Origin of the sequence: Pelagibacterium sp. (genome assembly GCF_048264985.1) — a bacterium.
Taxonomy (GTDB): Bacteria; Pseudomonadota; Alphaproteobacteria; order Rhizobiales; family Devosiaceae; genus Pelagibacterium.
The window spans coordinates 83,299-108,859 of sequence record NZ_JBLXCL010000002.1 but is presented as its reverse complement, the minus strand read 5'-3'; the positions used below and the strand labels follow the sequence as shown (position 1 = coordinate 108,859).

Genomic DNA, 25,561 nt, shown 5'->3' with positions numbered 1-25,561 from the left:
TCCTGTTGGAGGCAAGGGTAATCGGGTCACTCGCGGATGGGAAGGGGGTCTCCGAGTGTGATGGCGTGAGGCGTGATGTTCGTGGCGTAGCAGAGGGCCTCAACCCCCGCTGAGCGGGCGCTGGCGAAGGCTTTTGCATAGGCTGTGTCGATGTCGGAGGCGAGGGTGAACTCAATGCAATCGCTGCGCTGTACCAGATATAGCATCGCTGCCCGGTGGCCTTGCGCAACCATCCGTGCCAGGTCCGCCAAATGGCGTGCGCCACGGGCCGTAACCGAATCAGGGAATTCGGCCAATCCGGCATCGCGTACCAGGTGGACGTTTTTGACTTCCACATAGCAGTCGGGCAGCCCTTCGGCGGTCAGAAGGAAGTCAACGCGGCTCTTTTCGGCATATCTGACTTCGGGCCGGATGGAATTATAGGCCGCCAATTGGGGAATTGCGCCTGCCCGCAACGCCTCGCCGACAATTCGGTTGGGGTGGGCAGTGTTGATGCCCACAATGCCTGTGGGCAGTTCGACAAGCTCAAGTGAATAGGCAAGCTTGCGTTTGGGATCATTCGATTTCGAGAGCCAGACCGGTAGGCCGGGCATGGCCAACCCGGTCATGGCACCAGGATCGGCGCAATGGGCAGTCAGGATTTCTCCTGTTTCCAGAGTCACATCGGCCAGAAAGCGCTTGTATCGCTTGATGAGCGTTCCGCGAACGAGCGGTGAAGGGAAAAGCATGACGAAACGGGGGTTAAGGGTGCGGAAGTGGAAAGACGTGGCGCTTGGACAATGTGGATAATATGTGGTCCTTGTCGTTGATGAACGCCTGGCCCTCTAGTTTACCGGATTGATGGTTCGAAGTTCTGCCATCAGCGAGGACGAGCAGCGGGAGCGATTGGTTTGCCTCGCCGACCATCTCCATTGCCGGTTGGCGCGGTCTGGACCATTTGACGCGCTCGATGTCGAGATTCCTCGCCAGCTTGGGCAACGAAGTGAGCACGCCTTCGATCAGGGCGCAGCGCCAGCAGTAACTCCACTTGCCGGGAAAGGCCGGATCCAAGAAATCCGGTCGGCGGAAAAGCTTGTCTCGGGTCATTGCGGGCTCCCCGCGTTCCTGCTGACGCGCTCCCGATACCCCATGAATCGATCCAGCCGCAAGCAGTGGTGTCACACGATTGGGGATGCAGGACTGTGGAAATGGCGTCACGCTTGATTTTTCAGGCTGGCAAGGGCATCCATGGCGCTTGTTTTTTTCCAGGCGGCCCAATGTCTTCATCGCTCGTTACTGCCGGTCTCATCGTTATCGGGGATGAAATCCTCTCGGGACGGACTAAGGACGTCAATATTGCAGCCACTGCGCAGTTTTGTACCGATCTGGGAATTGAACTGCGCGAAGTGCGGGTTGTTTCGGACGATACCGATGCGATCGTCGAGGCGGTCAACGCGCTGCGGGCAAGGCTAACCTATGTGTTCACGACCGGGGGAATCGGCCCCACCCATGACGATATTACCGCCGATGCGATAGCGAAGGCGTTCGGAGTGGACTTGCCGATCAATCCTGAAGCGCGGGCAATGCTTGAGGCGCGTTGGTCGGAAAGCGGCACGGAGGCAACGCCGGCGCGATTGCGCATGGCGCGTATTCCGGTAGGGGCCGATCTGATTGTGAATGCTGTGTCGGCAGCGCCGGGGTTCCGCATCGAGAATGTGCATGTCATGGCGGGCGTGCCCAAAATCATGCAGGCCATGCTCGAATCCATAGCGCCGACCCTTGAGGGGGGCCGCAAGGTGGAGAGTCGCACGGTTCCGGCCGCCGTGGGGGAGGGCGCCGTTGGCGATCCCCTTGGCGAAATTCAATCGCGCTACGATGACGTCAAGATCGGCTCATACCCACAGATGGGGAATACCCATGTTATGACCTATCTCGTACTGCGCAGCCACGATATTAAACGTCTTGAACAAGCGACAGCCGACGTGCAGGCGCTGGTCGATCGTCTTCACGCCGAAAAGAACATCGTTTTGCCCAAGGAACCTTACGCATGATCCCGCAGAACAAATCATTCCCGGTCTCATGGGATCAGTTTCACCGTGACTCGCGCGCGCTTGCATGGCGGCTGACCAGCGAAGGGCCGTTTCATTCGATCGTGGCGATTACCCGCGGTGGGCTGGTCCCGGCGGCGATCATCGCGCGAGAACTTAACATCAGGGTGATCGAGAGCGTTTCGGTCAAATCCTATGACCACCAGAGCCAGGGCAAGATTACAGTCCTAAAATCGATAAATGCCGATTTGATCGCCGCCGATGCTTCAGGCGAAAAGCTGCTCATTATCGACGATCTCGTCGATACTGGTGCAACGGCGCGTGCTGTGCGCGACATGCTGCCAAACGCGCATTTCGCGACTGTCTATGCCAAGCCTCAGGGCCGCGAAATGGTCGATACTTTTATCACCGAGGTCAGCCAGGATACGTGGATCTTTTTTCCGTGGGATCTGGACTTCACCTATGCGGCACCCATCGCCGGTGGCACAGACTGATGCTGATCAAGCTCGAGGTTCTCGAGAAGATAAAATCGGGCGAGATCACGCTTCAGTTCCGTCGCTGGCGGCGGCGGACGGTGAAGACGGGGGGCACGCTCAAGACCAAAGTTGGCATCTTGCAGATCGGCGCGATCACACCGATAAGAGCGGAAGACGTTTCCGAGGCCGACGCACACCGCGCGGGCTTCAGGGACGTTCCCGATTTTCTAGCCTGGCTCGACACAATGAAGCCGGGAGAACTGGACCGGATAGAAATCGGCTACAAGGGAGAATAGGCCGATCAGCGCCTTGCGGGCGTGGTGGAATGGTAGACACACAGGACTTAAAATCCTGAGGAGGTATCTCCGTGCGGGTTCGAGTCCCGCCGCCCGCACCAATAATTTTCACTAACGATAATTCGCCGCGCTGGTTGAGCGTGGCGAAGTGTTCGGGCGTTGGCAGAGAGACTATTTTGCTGTCTTCTTATCGGCAGATTGCGTTGCCGTGTGGGCCTTCTGATTGGTCTTGATCTTATCGAGCAGGGCGCGTTTTGCCTCGATCGAGGTTTTGCGACGGTCAGCATGGTCGGGGAGTTTGAAATTCATTTGGCGTGCTCTTGTGCAATATCGCCGAAATGAATGACCGGGCCAGGAGGTGGTATCTCCGACCGGGCCAAGCCCTCGATCGGCGAAGATCGAAGGAATGGAAACAGTTAGAGCAGCCGATCACGCAAGGCAAGATGTATCGCGGCCCGTCAGCGCCTTGTGAGAGCAGTGGCGTTCTCAAGCGCTTCGATCAGATCGCTTTCGCTTGGGTTTCCATGCCCCTATTCGCAGCGCGAGAACACTGTCGCCTCCTCGTCGCGATCTGGCCAAACTATCGCAATCTGGTCCCCTGCCTGAGCGAAAACAATCGGTTCGAGCGAGGTCATGCCTTCGAACTGGCATGAGAGTTGCGCCGTTGCGCCGCCTTCGGGCGTCGCCTCGATGTCCGTCATTTCGCAGATATGTTCTCTGCCCTCGAAGGCGGTTTCGGTGATGGTGACAGGGAACCCTTCGCTCTGGTCACTGCACCATGTCCGATCGGCAGCCCATTGGCCGACATAGAAGGGGGCAGGCTCGGGAGATGGGGCAGTCTGTACCGATGGTGAGTTTGCGTCTTCGCCAGCCCCGGAGCCATCGCTATCGGCACATGCGGCGAGTGAGGCTGTTAGTGTCAAAGCACAGATTGCAAACAGATTGCGTTTCATAATCGACCTCGTCTTAACTCGCCCAACGCCTCGTGGCTTGGGTTGTTCTCCCTCTTACACAAAATCGACCGTCCCGCGAGAGCGGAACGGTCGACCCGGAGGAGGTCTTTATGGAGATACCGGATTGCCAGGGGGGAGCACTCCGGAAAGCTCCTGGTCTATTGGGCCGCAGGCGCGGCCATTGGGCTATCGGTGGCCGGGGCTTCCATAGTATTGGCCGGCGCTTCGGTCGCTGGCATCAAGGCGGCGAATTCTTCAGCCGACAACGCGCCATCCGTGTCAGTGTCGAGCATGGCGAAGCTTTCCGGAGTAAGGTCGGGAATTGCAGCCTGCAACTCTTCCATGCTGATGACGCCGTCCCCATTCGCATCGAGGGATCCAAAGTCGAGAGTTTGTGCGAATGCACCGCCTGTAGCTGAAAGGCCAATAAGGGCGGCAAGGGAAAGAACTGTCTTGTTCATGGGGTTGTGCTCCATGTGGTTTGGTACGTTGAGTACCCTTCTTTCAAGATCGAACGGCGGAGGCCGATCGCCGATCTCGCTGATCGCGAAACCGTGAACACAATGTGAGCGGTAGGGGTGGCGAGGATTGGACGTCGAAAAGGCCACGCCGCGGAATTTATGAGAATATTTTGTGTCCGCACGTGCGGACTATGGCGAGATCACGATCACGAAATTGGAGCCATAGCCGCCGAGATTCGGGAGGTCCGGTCCTTTTCCAGTCGATCAATTTGGGCATGCCAGTGTCGGCTTGCCTTACTGGTTATGCTGCGACGTCCGTCCGGGTCACCACTTGAGGCTCAGATATGGTCAGTGAGCACATGGGTTGCGCGAGCATTTCACGCAGCAGCATAAGACCGCGTGTCCAGCGCGCCAGTGCTATGGGATCGGAGGATGGTACTTGACCCTCGCGCGCATGGGACACCAGTGTTGCCGCCTCCGCAACGGGTAGTGCCATGACATTGCAATAGAGCGTCAGGGCATCGGCGTGCGGGTTTGGCGCGGACTCTACTTTCTGATCGCGGAAGGCCCAGACGAGCATGAGTGCCAGTTCGTTTCGGGTCAGCATTTTCATGATCGGTCCCCCAGTAGTGCCGTAATCGGGCCACGCTACACCTGCCGAGCGCCCAGACGGTAAACAACAGTCGTCATCTGCGCTCGGATTGGAAACGCGGTAAATGCTCGGCTTCGAGGATCGATAAAATTGTGTCGAATGATACTTGTGATCGGGCGGGCGGAACCAGGCGGAGTGCACCGTATTTACAGGCACGCAGCAATCATGCTGGCGCTTGACCAAGGTGTGAAATGCACAAGGATGAAATCAAAGGGGCTGGCAACAAGGCTAAAGGAGCAATCAAGGACGCGGTGGGCAAGGGCACCGATAACAAGAAGCTTCAGGCCGAAGGCAAGATGGATAAGGCTAAAGGCAATATCCAGCAAAGGTCCGGCAAGGTGAAGGATGCAGTCAGCAAAGGCTGATTGACATCGACGTGTATAGAAAGGGCCGCCCCGGTTGGGGGCGGCCCTTATGTTTTTTGCGCCTGGCAGCGGTCAATCGGCGCCTTTGGCCAAAGTTCGGGGTGTCACGAAGCGCTTCTGGTAGAAGAACAGGCCGATGGCGACGGCAAGGCCGAAGAGATCGGTGTACCAGGTACCTTCGATCATCGAGAGCGCTGCTATAAGCAGAACAGTCCGCAAAATGATGCCGATATGTCCGAAGTAGTATCCCTGAACCGAAGCCGAGAGCAGGTACATGCCAAGCAAGGCAGTTGCCACAACGCGGGCAATGTCGATCCACTCGCCCTGCATGAGCAGTTCGTGGCTGTAAAAGAACATGAACGGCACAATGAAGGCAGCAAGCCCGATCTTGAAGGCTTCTACCGATGTCTTCATCGGGTCGGATCCGGAAAGTCCCGCGCCAGCATAGGCGGCAAGCGCCACTGGCGGGGTGATCGCCGACATCACAGCATAGTAGAAGACAAAGAAGTGAGCGACGAGGACCGGTATGCCGAGTTGGATCAGACCCGGAGCGACAACCGCGGCAGCGACAGCGTAAGCCGCTGTGGTGGGCATGCCCATGCCCAGGATGATCGAGATGCACATCGCAAAGAACAAAGCGACAAGCTGGTTCTGTTCAGCAATTCCCAGCAGCAGCGAGGAGAAGCGTGCACCAACGCCGGTGAGCGCAATAACGCCCACGATGATGCCGGCCGCAGCACAGACCGCCACGAGCTGGATGCTCATTTTGGCCCCGAGTTCGAGCGCCTTGAGAACGGCAACCGGGCCCATGCGATAGGGAGTGAGCCAGGACACGACGGCTGCTGAGGCCATGGCCACTGTGCCGGCGCGGATCACCGAATAGCCGGCGAACAGGGTGTAGATCAGGATAATTATTGGCAGGAACAAAAATGCCTGTTTGGCGAGTACCCTGAATTTGGGGAGTTCGGATTTAGACAGGCCCTTCATGCCGAGCTTCGTGGCCTGCAGATCGATCATGAAATAGACCGACACAAAATAGAGCAGGGCAGGGATAATCGCGGCGACAACGATTTCGGTGTAGGGAATGCCGGTTACTTCGGCCATGATGAAGGCGCCGGCGCCCATGATCGGGGGCAGGATCTGGCCACCCGAGGACGCTGTAGCTTCAATTGCCGCTGCGCTCTTTGCCGGATATCCCACCTTTTTCATCAGCGGGATCGTCAGCGAGCCGGTCGCCACGACATTGCCTGCTGAGGTGCCGTTGATCATACCCATCAGGCCCGAGGCGAAAACCGCAACTTTGGCCGGCCCACCACGCAGATTGCCGGCTGCGGCAAAGGCGAAGTTGACGAAGTAATCGCCGACGCGGGAAGCCTGCAGAAAAGCGGCGAAGACGATGAACAGGATGATGTAAGTCGAGGAAACCGCAATCGGATCGCCCAGAATGCCCTGATCGGTGAAGATGTAGGTGAAGAAGCGTTCAGCTGTGTAGCCGCGATGGGTCAGAAAGCCTGGAAGCCATGGGCCAACGAATGAGTATGCGATGAATACGCCGGCAATGATGACCAGCGCGAGACCAGCGACACGGCGGGTCAATTCAAGAATCAGGATTACGCCGACAAGGGCTGCATAGAAATCGGCAGTTTGGGCCATGCCCGTTCCGGCGCGCAAGCGCAGGGCGCCGACGTTGAAAATGATGTATCCGAACATCGCAATTGCAGCGATGCCCAGCAGCCAATCGGCAGGATGAACTCGCTCGCGGTTGCGATCGGAAAACAGCCAGCCCGCGGCGACCGCGGCAATCGTGCCGATCAATAGCGGTAGACCGTAAGTGCTGAACACAAATGCGTCGGGCAAGGGTGCGAAGTCGAACCAACGACCGGCCCAAGCGTAGGCGACCATGGCCGCGCCGTAGAGGATGCCGACTGCGGCAACGGCAACCAATGCCCACTCGAGCGGACTGCGGTTGCCGGCCACGATGGGTGCGTCAGGATTGAGGGTCAGTGCCGAATAGGTGAGGAAGCCGATGAACAGACCACCCGTCACGTGAACCATGCGATAGGTCCATGGTTCAAGCGGAGAAACGTTCATCACGTAGATGTGGAAGACCGTGTAGGCGATAGCCATTATCGTGACCGCCAGACCAATCTTGCCTGCAAGGCTGCGCTGGTTGGTGGCGAGGGGCTCCTCATCGGTGCCCTGTGCGATCATCGGACCGGCATCGTTTGCCGGGGCGGAATTGTCCTGAGACATTGTATTTTCCTCCCGAGGGCCGCTCGAGCCCCGGACAGCGCGCGTATGCGCTTGAATTGGGTTTCCTGCAAACAGGCGGACGGCGGTAAATACCGTCATCCGCCACGATTGCCTTTCAGACGGCTGGCGTTAGCCGCGCAGCTCGTCGGGGATCTCGATACCGACTTCGTCGTAGTAACGAACAGCGCCAGGATGGAACGGCATGAACGTGTTCTTGTCGATGTTTTCGAGGGTCGTTTCAGCAGCTGCTGAGTGGATTTGCACCATGCGCTCAGTGTTCTCCATCACCAGCTTGGTGATTTCATAGGCCAAGCTTTCAGGCATGGTGTCGCTTGCGATGGCGAAGTTCCACATCGCAACCGTCGGGCTTTCATCAGGGAAGCCTTCATAGAGACCGCCCGGTGCATCGAACGCAGCCATTTCGGGCATTTCCGTCAGGATCAGGCCCCGCTGTTCTTCGGTGAAGCCGAAGATCTTGACGTCATTCTCAGCAGCGATCTGGGCGAAGGCTGCAATCGGCACGCCGGCGGCAAATGCGAAGGCGTCGATCAGGCCGTCCTTGACCTGGCTGACAGCATCATTGGCGCCCGAATAGCTGATCTCCGGCGAGACGCCGAGGATTTCGAAATAGCGCGGCCAATAGGTGGCCGCAGTGCCGCCAGCGGGGCCGACCGAAACGCGTTTGCCGTCAAAATCGGCAACCGATTCAATGCCCGACGACGCCAGTGTGACGACTTGGAACGGTGTCTGGTACATCGGGAACAGAGCGCGCAGGCTCTTGTGTTCGACGCCGGGTGCAAGCTCGGAAACACCGGTCCAGGCTTCATAGGCGGGGCCCATGGTGACAAGGCCCATGATGTGATCGCCAGTTTCGATCAATGTCGAGTTCTGGACGGGGCCACCGGTCACTTCGCCTGAAGCGTTGATGCCGAGTTCCTGAGTGATCAGACCACCAAGCCCTGTGCCATATATGAAGTAGGTACCGCCCTGGCTGGCAGTGCCGATTGTCATGCTTGCGGGCCAATCAGCGCGGTCATCCTGTGCGATGGCCGGTGATGCGGCAAGCAGAGTCGCTGCCGCGAAAGCGGCAAGAGTGGTAAAACGCATTGCGTTCCTCCCGTGGGGTTTACCTCGTTGGGTCGTTTCCTCACCGGGCGCGTAACGTCCTCCGCATCGCCCGGCGGTCCTGCCATGAGGGACGTAACGGCCGCCGCTGCGCAAGCGTCCATCAGGCGCCGGTCATAGTTTTTTCATATTTTCGCAAGTGGATGGGTGGAAACGGTAACATTAGGCTCGTCCGGTGTGTGGAATCCCCCACATATCCCAGCCGTATCAGTCTGCTTCGGCCTCGCTGGGCAGGTAGCGGCTGCGCTCCAATCCATATTTCTGCATCTTTTCGTAGAGTGACTTGCGCGACAGCCCGAGCGTTTCATAGACGGGCTTTAGGCTGCCGGCGTAGGCGATGAGCGCACTCTCGATTACGCTGCGCTCGAAATCTGCAACCCTATCGGCAAGCCTGGAATCGCCGTCCTCGGCCTCGGCTTCTGCAGTTGTTTCGATAAATGGCAGCCCCAGATCGAGAATGTAGCGGTCAGCGGCGTTGCGCAATTCGCGCACATTTCCTGGCCAATGCCGTTCACTGAGCGCCGTCAGTACCTGGGGTGAGACCGATGCCGGGTCTCGCCTATACCGTGCAGCAGCTTCGGTCAGAAGCTGCATGAACAGCAGGGGGATATCCTCGCGGCGTTCGGAAAGCGGTGGTATTTCGAGCGTTATCACGTTTAGCCTGTACAGCAGATCAGCCCTAAAGCTGCCCTGCGCCACGTTGGCTTCGAGCGGGGTTTTTGATGTCGCGACAAAGCGGACATCGAGCGGCAAACTGTCGTTGGATCCGAGCCGCGTTATCGTGCGGTCCTGAATAACCCGCAAGAGCTTGCCCTGGACATCCATCGGCATCGAGCCGATTTCGTCGAGAAGTATGGTGCCGCCTTGCGCAAGCTCGAACTTGCCGAAGCGGGCGCGCATAGCGCCGGGGAATGCGCCGATCTCATGGCCAAACAGCTCACTCTCAATGAGATTGGCCGGAAGCGCCGCGCAATTGATGGCAATGTAAGGCTTGTTCGACCGGTGGGACAAATCGTGCAATGCGCGGGCAGTGACCTCTTTGCCTGAACCCGTATCGCCGACGATCAGCACATCAGTATCGGTCGGACCGATGGTGCGCAATTTGCGTCGCAACTCGATCATGGCGTTAGAGCGACCTAGAAGTCGCTGTTCGAGATCGTCGCTCTGTCCCGCCGCGGCGCGCAAAACGCGGTTTTCGAGTACAAGTTTGCGGTATTCGAGGGCGCGGGCGGCAATTTCGGCAAGTTGGCTGGTGACGAATGGCTTTTCGATAAAGTCATAGGCGCCTTCGCGCATGGCGCGAACCGCCAACTGGACGTCACCATGGCCGGTAATCAATATGACGGGGATGTCACGGTCTAGGTCGTGAAGCTTGTTCATCAAGGTCAGGCCGTCGAGACCGGGCATGCGAATGTCAGTTATGACAATGCCCTTAAACCCGAAGCCGGCGAAATGGGTAGCCTGTTCTGCCGATGCGAAATCGATGACTTCAAATCCGGCCAGTTCGAGAGCCTGGGCTGTCGAATGGCGCAGTTCGTTCTCGTCATCGACAAGAATGATTTTCTCGCCGCTCATTGCGCAGCTTCCGTGGTGGTTTCGGATTCGACGTGCTGTAATTCTATGGTGAAAAGTGCGCCGCCGTCCGGATGATTTTCCACGCGCAGCTCGCCGCCGAAATCCTTGATGATATTGTAGGAGATCGACAGACCCAGGCCGAGTCCCTTGCCGACGCCTTTGGTGGAAAAGAAAGGATCGAAAATTCGTCGGGCCAGGCCAGGTGCGATGCCGGGCCCCTGATCGCGGACAGTGATTGTGACGCGCTTGGCCGTACGCCGCGCACTGAGTTCGATGCGACGGTCAGAGCCGGTCTCGGCGGCATCAATGGCGTTGGTGAGGATATTGACCAGAACCTGCTGGAGTCGGACCGGGCCGCCAATGACAGCAAGCGGACCATCCTCAATGTCGATCGTAAGGTCCACACCTGCCGATTTGACCCGCCAATTGATCAGTTCGACGGTATCGCCAATGACCATGTCGAGCGGCACGTTGGTTAGTTTCTGATTGGGCTTGCGCGCGAAATTGCGCAGATGGCGCGATATGGAATTCATACGGTCAATAAGGCCCGATATGCGTCCCACATTGGCGCGCGCATCTTCGATCCGTCCACGCTCAATCAGGACAAGGGCGTTATCGGCGTAATTGCGCGCCGCGGACAAGGGTTGGTTGAATTCGTGCGATAAGGCAGCGGACATCTGCCCAAGGGCGGCAAGCTTTCCGGCCTGGACGAGGTCGGACTGGGTTTTGCGCAGCATCTGCTCGGTCACCCGACGTTCGGCCACTTCCTCTTCAAGCTTTATGTTGAGGCTGGCCAACTCGGTGGTGCGCTCTGCGACACGGCGCTCCAGCATTTCCTTGGCTTCGCGCTGAAGATGCATGCGTTCGCGCAGGCGTGCCCGGCGTTGGGCGTATACGGCGCCGGCCAGAGTTCCCAGTGCAATGGCGAGCAGCGCGATGATCGTTGTGGTCAATGCCTGCGCACGGGCTGACGCTGTGTCGAGCATGACACTTACAGTCCAATCAGCCTCGGGCATGGATTCAGAGACCACCAGGTATTCGCTGGCAGTCGCCTCGCGCTTGATGCTGATAAGGCGATGGCGCGAGTCGCCGGTCTCACTGAACGGCATTTCGGCAAGCTCGGCATTTGCATAGCGGCGCGTTTCATCGGTGCGAGCCAGTCTGGCTGCGGTGAGCGGGAGCATGGAATTGTAAAGGAGATCGGGTCGGCTCGACATGAAGATTATGCCTTCGGGATCGGTCACAACGATCAGGTAATCGCCGCCCTTCCATGTTTCTTCGATCGAATCGACATCGACCTTGACCGCGACGACCCCCTTGAAAACGCCATTGACCAGGACGGGCGCGCCGAAATAATAGCCACGCTTGAACGAGGTCGTGCCCAGACCGAAGAACCGTCCCTCGCCACCATCGATCGCGTCATAGAAATAGGGACGATAGCGAAAATTCTCGCCAATGAAGGGCGCTTCGCTGTCATAATTGGACGCTACGATGGTCGTCCCATCCTCTCCCATCACGTAGATGTCGGACGATTCAAACTGTGCATTGATCTGCTTGAGGTAGGCGTTGACGTCTTCGACAAGTGCTTCATCACCGGGATTGTCGATTACGGCCTTGATGTCATCAAAATCAGCTATGACCTTGGGCAGACTCTCGTACCGCTCCATGTGGCCGCGCAATACGGCGACGGCGAGACGCAGGGTATTGTTGCCGCGTGCATGGGCTTCATCAAAGTAGAACCGATTGGCGTATCCGCTACCCCACAAGGCGACTGCGGCCATAGCGGCCAATGCAAAACCCGCAGCGACGATCCAGCGCCGCTGCATGGGCCGGTGGAGCGGTGCGCTAATGGTTTGAGCGAGGGTCATGGAGCCATAATAGTGGTGACATGAGGTTTTCGAAACAATTTCTTGGGATGGGGGTTCTCTCCATTCTGTTTTCAGATTGGAAGGAATGAAAATGGCGTTTGGGCATTGGACATTGAGGCTCGCTGCCGGAGTGCTGGTTGGAACGGTGGCCGCCCCGCTTGCCGCCCAGACACCCGAACCGCCGATCTGGGTCGTCGAAGACGAGAATTCGAAGATCTACATGATCGGCACCGTGCACATGATGCGCGATGGTGTTGAATGGGAAAGCCCGGAACTGACCGAAATTTTGTCGCTGGCCGATGAGGTCTGGCTCGAACTCGACAGCTTCGAACCTCCGGAGAACCTGTTTAGCCTCATTATGGAATCGGGTATGTCGCCCGACCGTCCCCTCTCATCCCTGCTCAACCAAGAGGAGTTGGCGGGACTGGAAACCATTCTTGACGATCACGGCGTGCCCTTCGACATTTTTGATGAGGTGCGGCCCTGGTATGCCTATCTCCAAATATCGTCGTTGATGCTTGTCGAGGCGGGTTTCGACCCCCAAGGCGGGATCGACATGCACATCAAGGAACGCGCCGACGAGATGGGAACTCCCGTCATGGGGTTTGAGACATTTGAGGCGCAGTTTGAGACCCTGTCGGGGATGGAAGAGGAGGTGCAGCTTGATGTGTTGCGTCAGACCATCATCGAATATGAAGACGCCAAATCCGAGCTTGTCGGTGAACTTGAAAGCTGGATCGACGGCGATCTGGCGACGCTGGAATCGGAAACCGCTCAGATCGCTGAAGAACTTGAAGGGTTCTACGAGGTGCTGTTTGTCGAACGCAATCACGGTTTCGTCGACGGCATTGAGGAGATTCTAGCCGGCAAGGGTACTGCTCTTGTTGCAGTTGGGCTAGGCCACTACGTCGGTCCAGATTCCATCCCCGAAATCCTTGAGTCGCGCGGCTATGCTGTCGAAAGGCTAGGTGAGGAGCCTAGCTGAGGGCCAATACGGCTTTCTCTACGATGTCTTCAATCGACAGCGCGACGTCGATTGTAATGCCATTCTCGTCATCTTCGAAGGGCTCGAGGGTGGCGAACTGGCTATCGAGCAGCGCGGCGGGCATGAAATGGCCGGGCCGGTTGGCCTGGCGTTCGGCAATGATCGCCTTTTCTCCATGAAGGAGAACAAAAACGATCGGCTCTTGCGCGCGGTCTCTCAGGCAATCGCGATATGATTTGCGCAGAGCTGAACAGGCGCACACCACGCGTCCGTTTGTGTCTGCCGTGTTGCGCATCGCATCGGCGACGATTTCGAGCCACGGCCAGCGGTCGCTATCCTGCAGCGGCGTGCCGCCGCGCATCTTTTCGACATTTGTCCTGGGATGAAGGTTATCGGCATCGATAAACGGGATTTCGAGCCGGTCAGCAAGTTGTTCGCCAATCGTGGATTTGCCGGATCCCGACACACCCATGACGACAATGAGACGGGACTGGGCTGGTAAAGTCATGGCGATCCGTGGGCTGATGGCTTTGGCTCTCTTAACTGCCACGGTCCGGCCTGCGCTGCAATCGGGCGCCTGAATTGATGCATAGGGGTGACAATAGAGGCAATCGTTGCATCTGAGGCTACCAGCATAACTTGCCCCAACACGCATCGGGGGCTAGAGACAAAGGCCATAAAACTAAAGTTGAGAGGCTTTGTGCATGGAAGAGGCAGATATCGGTCTGGTCGGGCTCGGGGTGATGGGTGAGAATCTCGCCCTCAATATTGCCGACAACGGCTACAAGATCGCCGTTTACAATCGCACGGCAGACAAGGTGGATGCGTTTCTGGACAATGCCGGAGACCTCAAGTCCAACGTCATGGGTAGTGGTGAACTCGCGACCTTTATCTCCATGCTCAAGCGGCCACGCTCAGTCATCATCATGGTCAAGGCCGGCGATCCGGTCGATCAGGTAATCGCTGAACTCAAGCCGTTGCTGAACGAGGGTGACGTTATCATCGACGCCGGCAACGCCAATTACCACGATACCGTGCGGCGTTTTTCAGAGCTCGATGGCACGGGGATCGGGTTTTTGGGTATCGGGGTGTCGGGCGGTGAAGAGGGGGCGCGCCATGGTCCTTCGATCATGGTCGGCGGTTCGGAAGCCCAGTGGGACAATGCCGAGGCCGTGCTCACTGCGATTTCTGCCAAGTTCAACGGCGAGGCGTGCTGCGCCTATCTGGGAACCGGTGGCGCCGGTCATTTCGTCAAGACCATCCATAATGGCATCGAATATGCCGACATGCAGATGATTGCCGAAGTCTATGGCATCATGCGCGATGGCTTGGGCATGACCCCGCAGGAATGCGCGGATGTCTTCAAGACATGGAATGACGGACCGCTCGACAGCTATCTGATCGAAATTACCGGTCACGTGCTCAGCGCAGCCGATGACGTCTCCGGCAAACCGCTGGTTGAGGTGATCCTCGATGCCGCGGGACAGAAAGGCACTGGCCGCTGGTCGGCGATCGAGGCGCTCAATCTGGGCATATCGGCGACGACCATTGAAGGTGCTGTGGCGGCCCGTTCAATTTCTGCAATGAAAGACGAGCGTGTCCGCGGTGAGGAAATCTATGGTGCGGGGGTGAAGGGCAACGCCACGATTTCGCTCGAAGCTCTGGAAAAAGCGCTCCTTGCAGGCAAGATCGCTGCCTACGCGCAGGGCTTTGCCGTTATGGCAAAGGCGTCAGAGGAGAACGGGTGGAACCTGCCTTTGGCCACCATCGCCAAGATCTGGCGGGCCGGCTGTATCATTCGTTCGCGTTTTCTCGATCAGATTTCCCAGGCATTCGATAGCGGCGGGGCAGCCAATCTTCTCACCCAGCCTGCTTTCGTCGACTTGATGAAAGACAGCAATGGCGCTCTGCGTGCGGTGGTTGCCACCTGTGCAATAAACGAACTGCCTGCACCTTGCCTGTCATCGGCTCTTGCCTATTTCGATGCCTACCGGCAGGCGAGGGGCACCACAAACCTTACCCAGGGCCAGCGGGATTTCTTCGGTGCCCACGGGTTCAAGCGGTTGGGCCAAGACGGTGATTTTCATCACAAATGGCCGAGCCTGATCGGCAAGTAGACAAGAGGCCGGGGCAACCCGGCCTTACTTGTTTGCGGTTTGGGACGCGCCTGCCTCGCTACCGTCCTCATCGTTTCCATCTTCATCCTCAGGCACTTCGGTGTCGGGCGGGTTGACCGCCTGACCGCTCGGCTGCGGATAGCGAGGTTTTTCGCGGGCTTCGTCGTAGGGACGGTGCGAAAGGTCGAATTTGATGGCGGCATAGATGAACAGCGCCATCGCGCCAGCGACAATGAATCCGGCTGCAAAGAATGGCGCGCCAGGAAAGGTAACCGGGCGTAATTCATTGGTCGTGAAAAACGAAAACATTTGCGTAGCAGCCAGAGGCGCTATGATCGCGGTCAGCGAATTGGAGGCGTTGACGGCCCCTTGCAACTCACCTTGCTGATTGGACCGCGCATTGTTCGCCAACAGTCCGGTAAGGGCAGGCGCCGCTATGCCCGAAAAAGCGCCGATAACCAGGAATGTCCAAAGGCCAAGTTCAGTGTGGATCATCGACACGCCAATAAAGGCGACTATGGCCAGCGACAGGCCGATAATGACAGTCGCGGTGACACCCAGATGGCGGGTCGAAAATCCTACAAGCAGCGCTTGGCTGAGCGCGAACAGGATACCGAAAACTGCCAGTGAGCGACCAACCTGTGACGGCCCCCAATCGAATTCTTCGATTGTAAAGAAGTTCCAGACATTAGGGTAGGTTTGCCCGGCCAGCGAGAACAGGAACACCGCTCCGAGCAATACAAAGATCACCGGTGTGTTGCGGAAGGCCCAGAGCGCCCCGAAGGGATTTGCGCGCTTCCAGTTGAAGCGACGACGGCGAAATTTGGACAGGCTTTCCGGCAGAACGAAAAAGCCGAACACCACGTTTGCCGCTGCCAGAGCCGAAGCGAGGTAGAACGGCGCGCGGGGACCGAACTCGCCAAGCTCGCCACCGATGACAGGGCCAACGATAAAGCCAAGCCCAAAGGCCGCGCCGATAAGGCCGAAGCGCTGCGACCGCTTTTCCCTCGGTGTAATGTCGGCGACATAGGCAGTTGCTGTCCCCATGGCCGCTCCGCAAATGCCCGAGAGCACGCGACCGACAAACAACCAGACCAGCGTGGGTGCCCAGGCCATGATCAGGTAGTCGATCGAAAGGCCGACCAGAGAAAGCAATAGGATGGGTCGTCGTCCCCAGCGGTCCGACAAATTGCCCAAAATGGGCGAGAAAATGAACTGCATCGACGCGTAAACGAAGATCAGATAGCCGCCGATCTTGGCGGCATCGGTCATCCCCTCGTGTGAGAGCTCGACGATCAGTCCCGGAAGTACCGGTAGAATTATGCCCAGGCCCACGATGTCGAGAAACACTGTGAGAAGGATGAAAACGAGTGTCAGCTTGGACTGGGGATTAACGCGCATAAGATTCTGCTGCGACCTTTGGACAAGGGATCAGTTGGCATATCGGCGGGGGGAAAGGCAAGAACCAACGGGTCAGTTCCCCTTTATGCGATCAACTCTCCCCGGTTTGAATGGCATCGTAACCATAGATCCAGGCCAAGCGCTTGAAATGGCCTTCTGGACCTTCAACCCTTATGACTGTGTTGCGAGCCATCGAAAACGGCCAACGCATGTGAAATATCTTTCCGTTGCTGGCTGAAACATCCTGGACCCGCTTGATCCGAGCCTGGCGCAGAGCGGCAAAACGCGAAAATGCATGTTCGGCACTTGGGGAGGCGGCGAGCAGCGGCGCAAGCACAGCGGCGTCCTCTATTGCCATTGCGGCCCCTTGCGCCTGAAACGGCACCATCGCGTGAGCGGCGTCGCCGATCAATCCGACAGCGCCCTGGTGCCAGACAGGTGTCTGGACGCCTGATAATACCCACGGGGTCCAGGCCTCGCCAACTGAGTCCAGAATACTGGCCAAGCGCTTGTCATTGCGCGACTTTATGCGCGGAGCGCGCTGGTCGAGGACAGAAAGGTCGCTCTCGCTTTCGTGCGTGAATAAGGCGAGATTGACAGTATTCCGATACGGTAACGGGTAGGCCACAAGGTGAAAATTGGGATTGAGCAGCAGAGTGGTGCGATTGAGGTTAAGTACACCGGATAGCGCTTCGGGTGGCACAAGGGCGCGCCAAGCGACCTTTCCGGTATAACGTGCATCGGGGCCGTCGAGATGATGCGTCCGGGTCACCGAGCGCACGCCATCGGCACCGACAAAGGCGAAGGGGCGTGCCTTGCGCGTTTTCCCGTCAGGCTCCTTAGCGCTGACTTCAAGCGTGCTGCCCGATCTGTCGAGCGTGAAATCGGCAACGGAAAAGACAATGTCGATGTTGGCGAAGCGTCGGGCTGCACCGTGAAGTATCTCAACAAGATCTGCGCGGTGCATCACGGCATATGGCGCGCCGAAGCGGGACTTGATCGCCCGGCCCAGCGTTAGCGTTTGTAGCGGGGCTGGGCGAGCGTCGGGGAAGATGTCTATGCCTTCTGGGGCAAAGCTGCGCGCAGCAATTGCTTGTGAAAGCCCGAGATTGTCGAGCACTTTTCGGGCGTTGGCACTGATCTGCAAGCCAGCGCCATACTCGGAGACCGACGCGTTGCGCTCAAGTACGACAACCCGCAGTCCGAACTTTGCCAGGCCCAAGGCGAGTGTCAGCCCCGCAATGCCTGCGCCGGCGATATAGATTGTCCGAGGGGCGTTCACCGAGCCGAACGCGGGTCAGGCGCGCTCTACCTCGAAAACCGCTCCTGGCGGGTTGGCAGCGCCATGGGGCAGGGTTGGGCTGAAGGCGTAAAGCGTCGAGCAGTAGGGGCAGACGATCTCGACATCGTGGCCCATATCAAGAAAGACGTGAGGGTGATCGAAAGGCGGATTTGCGCCGACGCACTGGAATTCCTTGGCGCCGATCTCGATCCGGTCAAGGCCTTCGGAATTGTGAAAGTGAGGGGTTCCGTGCTGTGCCATGAGACGACCATCCGGCTGGGCTTGTTTCGATTTCGGCGGAACATACCGATTTGGGCCGGTGATGGCCAGAGCGATGTTGGTGCGGTTGGCGGGCCCCGCGTGGCTTGCTAAGAGTGAGCAAATCGACGAGTCGAAAGAATCCCTTATGCCGGTTTTTCAATCCGAAGGTTTTGCTCTTGCCTACCAGGTGCATGGCGAAGGGCGGCCCATAATCGCTGTTCACGGCTTTGCCTCGAATGGCAATGTAAATTGGGTGGCGACCGGCTGGGTCGATGTTTTGACCGAGGCAGGTTATCAGGTCATCACGCTCGACAATCGCGGCCATGGTGCCTCGGAAAAAATCTACGATCCTTCGGTTTACGGCGCGCCGGACATGGCTCGGGATGTTGCCAATCTCATCGACCATCTCGGATTTGAAGAGGCGGCGCTCATTGGATATTCGATGGGCGCTCGGATCAGCGCGTTCGTATGTATCCAGAACCCGCAAAAAGTGGCCTGCGCGATTTTCGGGGGGCTTGGTGGCAACATGGTCAGGCCCATGCTCGACAGCGACGAGATCATCGCCGGCCTCAACGCGCCAACCTTGGCCGAAGTGACCCACAAGACGGGCAGACAGTTTCGCATCTTTGCCGAACACACAAAAAGTGATCTCAAAGCGCTTTCGGCCTGTATGGCGGGTTCACGCACACCGTTATCCGAGGATCTGGTGGCCACTATCGATGTGCCGGTTCTGGTGGCAGTTGGCAGCGATGACGATGTCGGTGGCGATCCCGCGGCGTTGGCCGATCTCATGCCGCAAGGTGAAGCTTTGACCATCGAGCGGCGCGATCACATGCGGGCTACCGGAGACCCGCAATTCAAGCGCGGGGCTGTCGATTTTCTGGCGCGAGTCTACAGCGCATAAGGCAAAAGTGAACGAATTTGCCTCAGAACCTTTTGTTTGAGACAATCGGGTCGCCTATATGTGGCAGCCTGAATAAAGCCAATGCGGAGAAGATCATGTCTTCGAGCGTCAAGAAGCCCGGCAATATCAAGGCCGTCGATCCCATATGGGATGCGATGACGGCAGAGGCTGAACGCATTTGCGTCGACGAGCCTTTTCTTACGCAATTGGCGATTTCGAGTGTTCTGAATCATTCGAGCTTTGAATCAGCGCTCGCCCACAGGCTTGCAGCGCGCCTCGATCATTCCGATGTTCCTGCCGATCTTATCCGACAGGCATTTGAAGAAATTCTGGAAGCTCATCCCGAGATCCCGGCTTCAGCGCGCGCCGATCTGGCCGCGACGCTCGAACGCGATCCGGCCTGCCATCGTGCGGTCGAGCCGTTCCTGTTTTTCAAGGGCTTTCAATCTATCCAGACCCATCGCTTTGCTCATGCGCTTTGGAACACGGGCAGACGCGATTTCGCGCTTTATCTCCAAAGCCGGTCGAGCCAGGTATTCCAGACGGACATCAACCCCGCTGCGCGCATCGGCAAGGGCATCATGCTCGATCACGCTACTGGATTTGTTGTCGGCGAAACCGCTGTCATCGGCGATCACGTTTCGATCCTGCACTCTGTCACGCTCGGCGGTACGGGAAAGGCCGATCAGGACCGGCATCCCAAAATCGGCAATGGTGTGCTGATCGGGGCTGGCGCCAAAATTTTGGGTAACATCAAGATTGGCGAATGCTCGCGTATTGCGGCTGGGTCCGTTGTTCTCAAGGAAGTGCCAGCGCGCACCACCGTCGCCGGTGTGCCAGCCAAGGTGGTCGGCGAGGCCGGTTGCACCCAACCGGCGACACGCATGGACCAGATCGTCATGGTATCCCGCGACTAACAGCGTGCCCAACGGGGAAAAATCATCCCCGTTGTTGCGTTCCGGCGCATGATGACTAAAGTCGCGCCGACCTCGAAACGATTGTAATCGATAGCGCCCTCGGCGGCCGACAATGGTTTGGCCGTGCGACAGCGCGCAATGGAGACTTTTTGTGAAGCACGAAGAAATCATCAAGCTGCAGAAATACCTGCAACACAAGTTCGGCAACCGCTCGATCGATGTGCGTCCCCGCCCCAAGCAGGACGATTCGGTTGAACTTTATCTGGGCGATGAGTTCATCGGGCTGATCTATCTCGATGAAGACGAGGGGGAGCGCTCATACATGGTCCAGATTTCGATTCTCGATATCGACTTGGACGAAGTCAGCTAATACGCCAAAATCGAGTTCAGTCTTTTGGAAAGGCTCTCCTGCGGGGGAGCCTTTTTGCATTCCACCCTGAGGTTATCGCGCTTGCGGCCAGCTATTTGCGCAGAGGCGCAAGGGCAGCTTCGATATGGGTATCGAAACGGCGCCAGTTGTCCAAGACTACAGGATTGAAGGTAACGATGGCAGTGTTGCGATCGGCAAGCGATAGAACGCGCATGCAGGTCTTGTCGCCGATCGTCATGGCGATAGGGGTCATGCATTTGGCAACGAAGGGGTTGGCATTGAGAGGGTCGTACCAGACAGTCTCTCCTGCGGTTCCAGCGTCGCTATCGAGAGGTTTCCCCACAAGGCCCTGAACGCCTGAAAGCTGTGTGCCGGAGAATTGGTGCAGATAAACACTATCAAGCAGGGCAGCGCTGGTGCGCATGCGGCCGCGCGGCATAATGGTAATGGCAACTTCGCTCAGGGTATCGCCTGTGCCGAGCGGAAGAGCGATGGTAAAATCCATCCGATCTGAAAACCCGTCACGGCGCTGGCTGGATTCGGAGAGAAGCGCGGCGGGCATGACATAGCGCTGGGCGCCGATCGTGATGATGTGACTGGTCGTCAGCTCCGGCGTCGCATGATTATGGGCTTGCGCTTCAAACCAGCTACGCAACCCGTATGCGGCCCCAAGTCCGGCAATGGCCACGAATAATCCCAAGATCGCGACAGCATAGATTGCCGACCCCGCAGTGCGGCCAGAATGGGCTTTGTGGGGTGTGGCGGGCAGGCTGTTCACATTAACCATAGATGCGTGTGAGCGATGACATCGAGTTTGAGGCCACTTATGCTTAACAAATAGTAAAATTCGGCATTGCGCTGTTCGGAAGTGGAGGAAAGCGTGACGCATCTAATTCTGGCGTTGTTTCTAATCGCCGTGGGGATGAGTGTTGCCGGGACAGGCACGCATCTCTATCAGCAGCTTGCGCGCAAGGTTGCCGAGTTTCGGGTCGAGGGCGCCAATGCGATGGACAGCCTGATCAATCTGTTCGTGATGTTTGTTTGCGGGCCCTACATGATGCTGCGCATGGGATTGCGGGCGGATGCCGACGGGAGGGCGTCGACCGTAAACGTGCTACTGGCTGCAGTGATTGCGTTTGGCTGGAGCTTCGTTACGGGGATGATGGTCGTGGGCACCTATATTTCCGTTCTTAAGGTCGCTGCCTAACGGTGTGCACCCTGCGCATGGCAGTAATGGCTTGCGCTCGGACGCCGTTTTCGGTCATACGGTTCTCATAAACCCTGGACCCGGTGCAAATCCGGGTGGCTCTTCCGGCCGCCGATCCGCCGGACAACTAAATCAAGATTCCAGCACTTCTGGACCGGAGCGCCTTGCTCCGCGGGTTTGGTTCTCAAAACAATCGGAAAATACATGATTTCATTGACCGCCTATCGCGCGCAGTGGTTCGACAATGTGCGCGGCGATCTTCTTGCCGGCCTAGTCGTTGCTCTCGCGCTTATTCCTGAAGCCATCGCGTTCTCGATCATTGCGGGTGTCGACCCGAAGATCGGACTGTATGCATCGTTTTCCATTGCAGTGATTACCGCCATCGCCGGAGGGCGTCCGGGTATGATCTCGGCGGCCACCGCCGCGACGGCCGTTCTGATGGTGACCCTGGTGCGCGAGCACGGGCTGGAGTATTTGCTCGCTGCCACTGTTCTGGCCGGTTTGCTGCAGATCGGCATGGGGATGCTCAAGCTGGGTAATCTCATGCGGTTCGTATCGCGTTCGGTCATGACTGGTTTCGTCAACGCATTGGCCATCCTGATCTTTATGGCCCAATTGCCTGAACTCATCGGTGTCTCGGGACTGACCTATGTCATGGTGGCCGCGGGGCTCGCCATCATCTACCTGTTTCCCCGCCTCACGCGGGCGGTGCCGTCGCCTCTGGTGTGCATTGTGGTCCTGACTGTTGTAAGCTTGGCGTTCGGGTTCGATGTGCGGACCGTTGGCGATATGGGCGAACTGCCCTCGACGCTGCCTGTGTTCTTGATTCCAAATATTCCGCTAAACCTCGACACGCTTATGATAATTCTGCCCTATTCGGCTGCGGTTGCTGTCGTTGGGCTACTCGAATCCCTGATGACGGCGCAGATCGTCGATGAGCTTACCGACACGCCATCGGACAAGAATCAGGAGTGTATAGGGCAGGGGCTGGCCAACACGGTCACAGGGTTTTTGGGCGGCATGGCGGGCTGCGCCATGATCGGGCAATCGGTGATCAACGTGAAATCGGGCGGACGCGGGCGGCTATCATGCTTTGCTGCCGGTGTGCTGTTGCTGTTCATGATCGTCGTTCTCGGCGACCTCGTGGCGCGCATTCCAATGCCAGCACTTGTGGCCATTATGATCATGGTGTCCATCGGGACGTTCTCATGGTCATCGATCCTGAATTTGCGTACGCACCCGCGCTCATCCTCGATTGTCATGCTGGCGACTGTCGTAAGCGTGGTCTACACCCACAATTTGGCCATCGGCGTTCTGGTCGGCGTGCTGCTTTCGGGCATTTTCTTTGCCTGGAAGATTGCACAGCTCTTTCACGTGCGCTCGGAAATTTCCGAAGATGGGCGGCACCGCACCTATATAGTGGAGGGGCAGTTGTTCTTTGCTTCGGCTGACGATTTCATGGCAGCCTTCAATTTCAAAGAGGTGCTTGAAACCGTTACCATCGATGTCAGCCAAGCCCATATATGGGACATTTCCAGCGTCGCGGCATTGGATATGGCAGTGCTCAAGTTCCGCCGGGAGGGTGCGACAGTCGAGATCATCGGCTTGAATGCGGCGAGTGAAACAATCGTCGATCAACTGGCCGAGCATGACAAGCCAGGCTCTACCGACAAGCTGATGGCGCATTAGGGAGGCAACAATGGCTAACAAACTTATCGCGCTAGTTGACGGCTCGATTTATTCCAAGAGTGTGTGCGAAAATGCATCCTGGCTGGCCAGACGTGCGGGCAAGCCGGTGGAAATCCTGCATGTCATTGGCCGTAGGGATACGCCGGCGACCGATCTAAGCGGATCGATTGCGCTGGGCGCGCGTTCGGCCCTTCTCGCCGATCTTGCCGAACTCGATGAGCGCCGGGCCAAGCTGGCACAACAGAAGGGCAGGGCCATACTCGAAGACGCAAAAACCATCCTTGTTGATGGTGGCGTCGCGAACGTTACAACGCGCCTGATGACCGGGGATATCGTCGATACGATAGGTGATGTCGAAGGCGATGCTGAGATCGTTGTCATTGGCAAACGCGGTGAGGCAGCCGATTTTGCCAAAATGCATCTGGGCTCCAATCTTGAACGTGTTGTTCGTTCATCCAAGCGTCCCGTATTTGTGGCAGCGCGCAGCTTCGCGGAGATAAAGGCCGTGCTTGTCGCGTTTGACGGTGGACAGAGTGCCATGAAGGCGCTCGATTACATTGCCACGAGCCCTGTCTTTGAAGGCTTGTCCGTCCATTTGCTGACGGTTGGCGGCGATAGCGGTGAGACAAGGGCGAAGCTCGAGAGCGCGAGAGCAAAACTGGCTGCGGCCGGGATTACCGCAACCAGTGAGATTAAACCTGGTCAGCCCGAAGCGGTAATCTCGCAGATCGTTGAATCGGGCGGTATCGATCTTCTGGTCATGGGGGCCTATGGCCACTCGCGGATTCGGAGCCTGTTCATCGGCTCGACCACATCGGAAATGGTCCGTTCGTGCAAGATTCCTGTGCTGCTGTTCAGGTAGGTCTGGGAACAAAAAAATGCCGGCATTCGGGGTGGAATGCCGGCTTAGTAAACACTCCTGTCGGGGAGTGAGGAGGTAGCCCCGGCGGCAGCGCCGGGGCCGAATTGTCAGTAGCCTGCAGTTGCGGTTACGACGGCATCGCGACCGTCGAATATGTCGACCCACTGGCCGGAATGGGCCTGCGACTGGCGCTTGAGATACGTGTAAGGTGTATCGGTCCAGAGCTTGATAAGCCCCTCCTGGTTGTCGAGAACCAGGTCGCCGCGATCGGTCCGGACCATAAGTACGGCGTGGCCTTCACCGTCGGGCTGCATAACAACGGAAATCAGAAGATTTGCAGGATTCCAACCGCCTTCGATCAGAGCAGCGCGCTTGGCGAGAACGAAGTCCTCGCAATCGCCATAGCCTGATGTTGGGTAGGTCCAGAATTCCTCGACGCCGTACAGATCATAGTCGCTGACGGCAGTGATTGTGGTGTTGTAGTGGTTGTTGATGTCCTGCAGCTGACGCCAAAGATCGTCGCTGAGCACTGTGGGTGCTGCAACCGCGAGAGGCTGGCACTCATAAGGGCGTTTCTGGCAGAATTCCATGTGTCCGACCGGAATGGACGTCGTGCCTGCAGAAACTTCGGCATATGCCAGTTCAAGACGCGCATCCTGAGCCGTGACAGGAGCTACGGCTCCGGCGGAAGCGATGAGGGCAACTAGGCCCGAAATAAGGATCGATTTGTTTTTCATTATCGTGATCTCCCCGACGGAGACCACGATAAGGGGGCGCTATTTCGCTGATAGAAAAATTGCCGCGCAGATTTTAAGCGTGTTTTATCGGCTTATTTTACACGCTGTTAGGCATAGATTTATCGAGATTGATTCAGCGTCTGGCGTAGAAGGCATTGCCGCCAGCCACGAGCACGTAATGCATGTTGCGATAGGGAAAGCTCAGTCCGGCCGTGTGGAAGTACTTGGCGTCCTGCACACCAGGATGCCGTTCGCCGCGCAGGACGCGGGTGGCCATCTGAGATGCGAGGTTGAGGCTGCGTTGCTCTGTCATCTGGCGCGACAGCACGCCATCGGCAAACTGGTTCTTCTGTCCGACGACGCCGCAGACGTCGCTTGGGAATTGGTTGGAGTCCGCACGGTTCATCACAACCGTGCCCACGGCGAGCATTCCGTCGGGGCTCGAGCGATTGGATTCGAAATACATAACGCGCGTCATGCACTCATGTGGCGTTTTGGAACCAAACAATCCGAACAGCGAAACACAGCCGGAAAGTGATGTGAGGGCGGCAAGGCTGACGGCAACGGCCGCCACCTTTTTTACGATACGCATAACTAAGACCATCCAGAATACGCGGGTGGTTGCGCTTTCCGACCCCGCCCCCCGCGACCGGTCTTGCGCATATGGGACAAGATTAGAGCAGCTGGGTTAAGGATCGGTTCACTACGAAAATTTCCTGATTGATAATCAGACTAAGGCAGATGCCGGATCTTCATAGTCGAGGAGATGGATGTAACG

At 57.6% G+C, this 25,561-nt stretch carries 28 protein-coding genes, 1 tRNA gene, 1 pseudogene and 1 other annotated feature; of the genes and pseudogenes, 13 read left to right on the top strand and 17 right to left on the bottom strand.

Annotated features, from left to right (window positions below):
• Window positions 1-26: 26 nt before the first annotated feature.
• Entirely contained in the window at window positions 27-728 is a 702-nt protein-coding gene (gene sfsA, locus ACN0TA_RS09855; RefSeq protein ID WP_417582338.1) for a DNA/RNA nuclease SfsA, read from the bottom strand.
• 13 nt (window positions 729-741) lie between these two features.
• Complete coding sequence (locus tag ACN0TA_RS09850) at window positions 742-1,086, bottom strand: DUF3088 domain-containing protein (RefSeq protein WP_417582336.1); 345 nt, start codon at window positions 1,084-1,086, stop codon at window positions 742-744.
• Between the two features lie 170 nt (window positions 1,087-1,256).
• Here ACN0TA_RS09850 and ACN0TA_RS09845 point away from each other — a divergent pair, with 170 nt between their 5' ends.
• The 4 genes from ACN0TA_RS09845 (at window position 1,257) to ACN0TA_RS09830 (ending at window position 2,900) form a co-directional block, all read left to right on the top strand.
• Entirely contained in the window at window positions 1,257-2,030 is a 774-nt protein-coding gene (locus ACN0TA_RS09845; RefSeq protein WP_417582334.1) for a competence/damage-inducible protein A, read from the top strand.
• Entirely contained in the window at window positions 2,027-2,521 is a 495-nt protein-coding gene (gene gpt / locus ACN0TA_RS09840; RefSeq protein WP_417582332.1) for a xanthine phosphoribosyltransferase, read from the top strand. Before ACN0TA_RS09845 ends, gpt begins: the two co-directional genes overlap by 4 nt.
• Window positions 2,521-2,799, top strand: a complete 279-nt coding sequence (locus ACN0TA_RS09835; protein WP_417582330.1) for a hypothetical protein — start codon at window positions 2,521-2,523, stop codon at window positions 2,797-2,799. The genes gpt and ACN0TA_RS09835 overlap by 1 nt, the downstream gene beginning before the upstream one ends.
• A gap of 15 nt (window positions 2,800-2,814) precedes the next feature.
• Window positions 2,815-2,900: transfer RNA gene (locus ACN0TA_RS09830), tRNA-Leu, on the top strand.
• A gap of 70 nt (window positions 2,901-2,970) precedes the next feature.
• On the opposite strand, the gene ACN0TA_RS09825 is transcribed toward ACN0TA_RS09830, so the two are convergent.
• The 4 genes from ACN0TA_RS09825 to ACN0TA_RS09810 all read right to left on the bottom strand — a co-directional run bounded on the left by ACN0TA_RS09825 (window position 2,971) and on the right by ACN0TA_RS09810 (window position 4,826).
• A complete protein-coding gene (locus ACN0TA_RS09825; protein ID WP_417582328.1) occupies window positions 2,971-3,108 on the bottom strand; it encodes a hypothetical protein in 138 nt (45 codons plus the stop codon).
• A 221-nt stretch (window positions 3,109-3,329) separates the two neighbouring features.
• Window positions 3,330-3,752, bottom strand: a complete 423-nt coding sequence (locus tag ACN0TA_RS09820; RefSeq protein ID WP_417582326.1) for a hypothetical protein — start codon at window positions 3,750-3,752, stop codon at window positions 3,330-3,332.
• A gap of 158 nt (window positions 3,753-3,910) precedes the next feature.
• Window positions 3,911-4,213, bottom strand: a complete 303-nt coding sequence (locus tag ACN0TA_RS09815) for a hypothetical protein (RefSeq protein ID WP_417582324.1) — start codon at window positions 4,211-4,213, stop codon at window positions 3,911-3,913.
• Window positions 4,214-4,514: 301 nt separating this feature from the next.
• The gene (locus ACN0TA_RS09810; RefSeq protein WP_417582322.1) at window positions 4,515-4,826 is read right to left on the bottom strand and encodes a hypothetical protein; all 312 of its coding nucleotides are present in this window, start codon (window positions 4,824-4,826) and stop codon (window positions 4,515-4,517) included.
• A gap of 230 nt (window positions 4,827-5,056) precedes the next feature.
• On the opposite strand from ACN0TA_RS09810, the gene ACN0TA_RS09805 reads away from it, so the two are divergent.
• On the top strand, window positions 5,057-5,230 hold the full coding sequence (locus tag ACN0TA_RS09805; RefSeq protein WP_417582320.1) for a CsbD family protein: 174 nt from the start codon (window positions 5,057-5,059) through the stop codon (window positions 5,228-5,230).
• Between the two features lie 72 nt (window positions 5,231-5,302).
• On the opposite strand, the gene ACN0TA_RS09800 is transcribed toward ACN0TA_RS09805, so the two are convergent.
• The 4 genes from ACN0TA_RS09800 to ACN0TA_RS09785 form a co-directional block, all read right to left on the bottom strand.
• A complete protein-coding gene (locus ACN0TA_RS09800) occupies window positions 5,303-7,483 on the bottom strand; it encodes a TRAP transporter permease (RefSeq protein WP_417582318.1) in 2,181 nt (726 codons plus the stop codon).
• Between the two features lie 129 nt (window positions 7,484-7,612).
• The gene (locus ACN0TA_RS09795) at window positions 7,613-8,590 is read right to left on the bottom strand and encodes a TAXI family TRAP transporter solute-binding subunit (protein WP_417582316.1); all 978 of its coding nucleotides are present in this window, start codon (window positions 8,588-8,590) and stop codon (window positions 7,613-7,615) included.
• A gap of 225 nt (window positions 8,591-8,815) precedes the next feature.
• Window positions 8,816-10,183: a sigma-54-dependent transcriptional regulator gene (locus ACN0TA_RS09790; protein WP_417582314.1), complete on the bottom strand. Its 1,368-nt coding sequence runs from the start codon at window positions 10,181-10,183 to the stop codon at window positions 8,816-8,818.
• Window positions 10,180-12,009 carry a sensor histidine kinase gene (locus tag ACN0TA_RS09785; protein ID WP_417583051.1) on the bottom strand — a complete coding sequence of 610 codons (1,830 nt, stop codon included), beginning with the start codon at window positions 12,007-12,009 and terminating at the stop codon, window positions 10,180-10,182. Before ACN0TA_RS09785 ends, ACN0TA_RS09790 begins: the two co-directional genes overlap by 4 nt.
• Before the next feature lie 133 nt (window positions 12,010-12,142).
• Here ACN0TA_RS09785 and ACN0TA_RS09780 point away from each other — a divergent pair, with 133 nt between their 5' ends.
• A complete protein-coding gene (locus ACN0TA_RS09780) occupies window positions 12,143-13,036 on the top strand; it encodes a TraB/GumN family protein (RefSeq protein WP_417582312.1) in 894 nt (297 codons plus the stop codon).
• On the opposite strand, the gene ACN0TA_RS09775 is transcribed toward ACN0TA_RS09780, so the two are convergent.
• Entirely contained in the window at window positions 13,029-13,544 is a 516-nt protein-coding gene (locus ACN0TA_RS09775) for a gluconokinase (protein ID WP_417582310.1), read from the bottom strand. The two genes, ACN0TA_RS09780 and ACN0TA_RS09775, sit on opposite strands and share 8 nt — an antisense overlap.
• 196 nt (window positions 13,545-13,740) lie before the next feature.
• Between ACN0TA_RS09775 and gndA the strand changes: the two genes are divergently transcribed.
• Window positions 13,741-15,153, top strand: coding sequence for an NADP-dependent phosphogluconate dehydrogenase (gndA, locus tag ACN0TA_RS09770; protein ID WP_417582308.1), 1,413 nt, complete (start codon window positions 13,741-13,743; stop codon window positions 15,151-15,153).
• Window positions 15,154-15,177: 24 nt separating this feature from the next.
• Here the strand turns inward: gndA and ACN0TA_RS09765 are convergent, their stop codons facing one another.
• From ACN0TA_RS09765 to ACN0TA_RS09755, 3 genes are all read right to left on the bottom strand, one after another.
• Complete coding sequence (locus tag ACN0TA_RS09765; protein WP_417582306.1) at window positions 15,178-16,554, bottom strand: TCR/Tet family MFS transporter; 1,377 nt, start codon at window positions 16,552-16,554, stop codon at window positions 15,178-15,180.
• 91 nt (window positions 16,555-16,645) lie between these two features.
• Complete coding sequence (locus tag ACN0TA_RS09760) at window positions 16,646-17,836, bottom strand: FAD-dependent monooxygenase (protein WP_417582304.1); 1,191 nt, start codon at window positions 17,834-17,836, stop codon at window positions 16,646-16,648.
• Window positions 17,837-17,851: 15 nt separating this feature from the next.
• A complete protein-coding gene (locus ACN0TA_RS09755; RefSeq protein ID WP_417582302.1) occupies window positions 17,852-18,097 on the bottom strand; it encodes a zinc-finger domain-containing protein in 246 nt (81 codons plus the stop codon).
• Between the two features lie 145 nt (window positions 18,098-18,242).
• On the opposite strand from ACN0TA_RS09755, the gene ACN0TA_RS09750 reads away from it, so the two are divergent.
• The 3 genes from ACN0TA_RS09750 to ACN0TA_RS09740 all read left to right on the top strand — a co-directional run bounded on the left by ACN0TA_RS09750 (window position 18,243) and on the right by ACN0TA_RS09740 (window position 20,288).
• Complete coding sequence (locus ACN0TA_RS09750) at window positions 18,243-19,001, top strand: alpha/beta fold hydrolase (protein ID WP_417582300.1); 759 nt, start codon at window positions 18,243-18,245, stop codon at window positions 18,999-19,001.
• A 95-nt stretch (window positions 19,002-19,096) separates the two neighbouring features.
• The gene (cysE, locus tag ACN0TA_RS09745) at window positions 19,097-19,918 is read left to right on the top strand and encodes a serine O-acetyltransferase (protein ID WP_417582298.1); all 822 of its coding nucleotides are present in this window, start codon (window positions 19,097-19,099) and stop codon (window positions 19,916-19,918) included.
• Between the two features lie 151 nt (window positions 19,919-20,069).
• Window positions 20,070-20,288, top strand: coding sequence for a DUF3126 family protein (locus ACN0TA_RS09740; RefSeq protein ID WP_014130940.1), 219 nt, complete (start codon window positions 20,070-20,072; stop codon window positions 20,286-20,288).
• A gap of 91 nt (window positions 20,289-20,379) precedes the next feature.
• Here the strand turns inward: ACN0TA_RS09740 and ACN0TA_RS09735 are convergent, their stop codons facing one another.
• Window positions 20,380-21,066, bottom strand: coding sequence for a hypothetical protein (locus ACN0TA_RS09735; protein ID WP_417582296.1), 687 nt, complete (start codon window positions 21,064-21,066; stop codon window positions 20,380-20,382).
• Window positions 21,067-21,168: 102 nt separating this feature from the next.
• Here ACN0TA_RS09735 and ACN0TA_RS09730 point away from each other — a divergent pair, with 102 nt between their 5' ends.
• The 3 genes from ACN0TA_RS09730 (at window position 21,169) to ACN0TA_RS09720 (ending at window position 24,046) form a co-directional block, all read left to right on the top strand.
• On the top strand, window positions 21,169-21,495 hold the full coding sequence (locus tag ACN0TA_RS09730) for a DUF6949 family protein (protein WP_417582294.1): 327 nt from the start codon (window positions 21,169-21,171) through the stop codon (window positions 21,493-21,495).
• A 73-nt stretch (window positions 21,496-21,568) separates the two neighbouring features.
• Window positions 21,569-21,624 (top strand) — a sequence feature (sul1 is cis-regulatory element that is thought to sense ions involved in sulfur or methionine metabolism; They are found in Alphaproteobacteria).
• Window positions 21,625-21,699: 75 nt separating this feature from the next.
• Window positions 21,700-23,184 (top strand): SulP family inorganic anion transporter, encoded by a 1,485-nt coding sequence (locus ACN0TA_RS09725; protein ID WP_417582292.1) that lies wholly within the window; start codon window positions 21,700-21,702, stop codon window positions 23,182-23,184.
• A gap of 10 nt (window positions 23,185-23,194) precedes the next feature.
• Window positions 23,195-24,046, top strand: coding sequence for a universal stress protein (locus ACN0TA_RS09720; RefSeq protein ID WP_417582289.1), 852 nt, complete (start codon window positions 23,195-23,197; stop codon window positions 24,044-24,046).
• Between the two features lie 107 nt (window positions 24,047-24,153).
• Here ACN0TA_RS09720 and ACN0TA_RS09715 read toward each other — a convergent pair whose 3' ends face one another.
• Together ACN0TA_RS09715 and ACN0TA_RS09710 are read right to left on the bottom strand one after the other, a co-directional pair.
• Window positions 24,154-24,783, bottom strand: coding sequence for a transglutaminase-like cysteine peptidase (locus ACN0TA_RS09715; protein ID WP_417582287.1), 630 nt, complete (start codon window positions 24,781-24,783; stop codon window positions 24,154-24,156).
• A gap of 136 nt (window positions 24,784-24,919) precedes the next feature.
• Window positions 24,920-25,300, bottom strand: a pseudogene (locus tag ACN0TA_RS09710) (cell wall hydrolase); the annotation flags it as partial.
• Window positions 25,301-25,561: the final 261 nt, after the last annotated feature.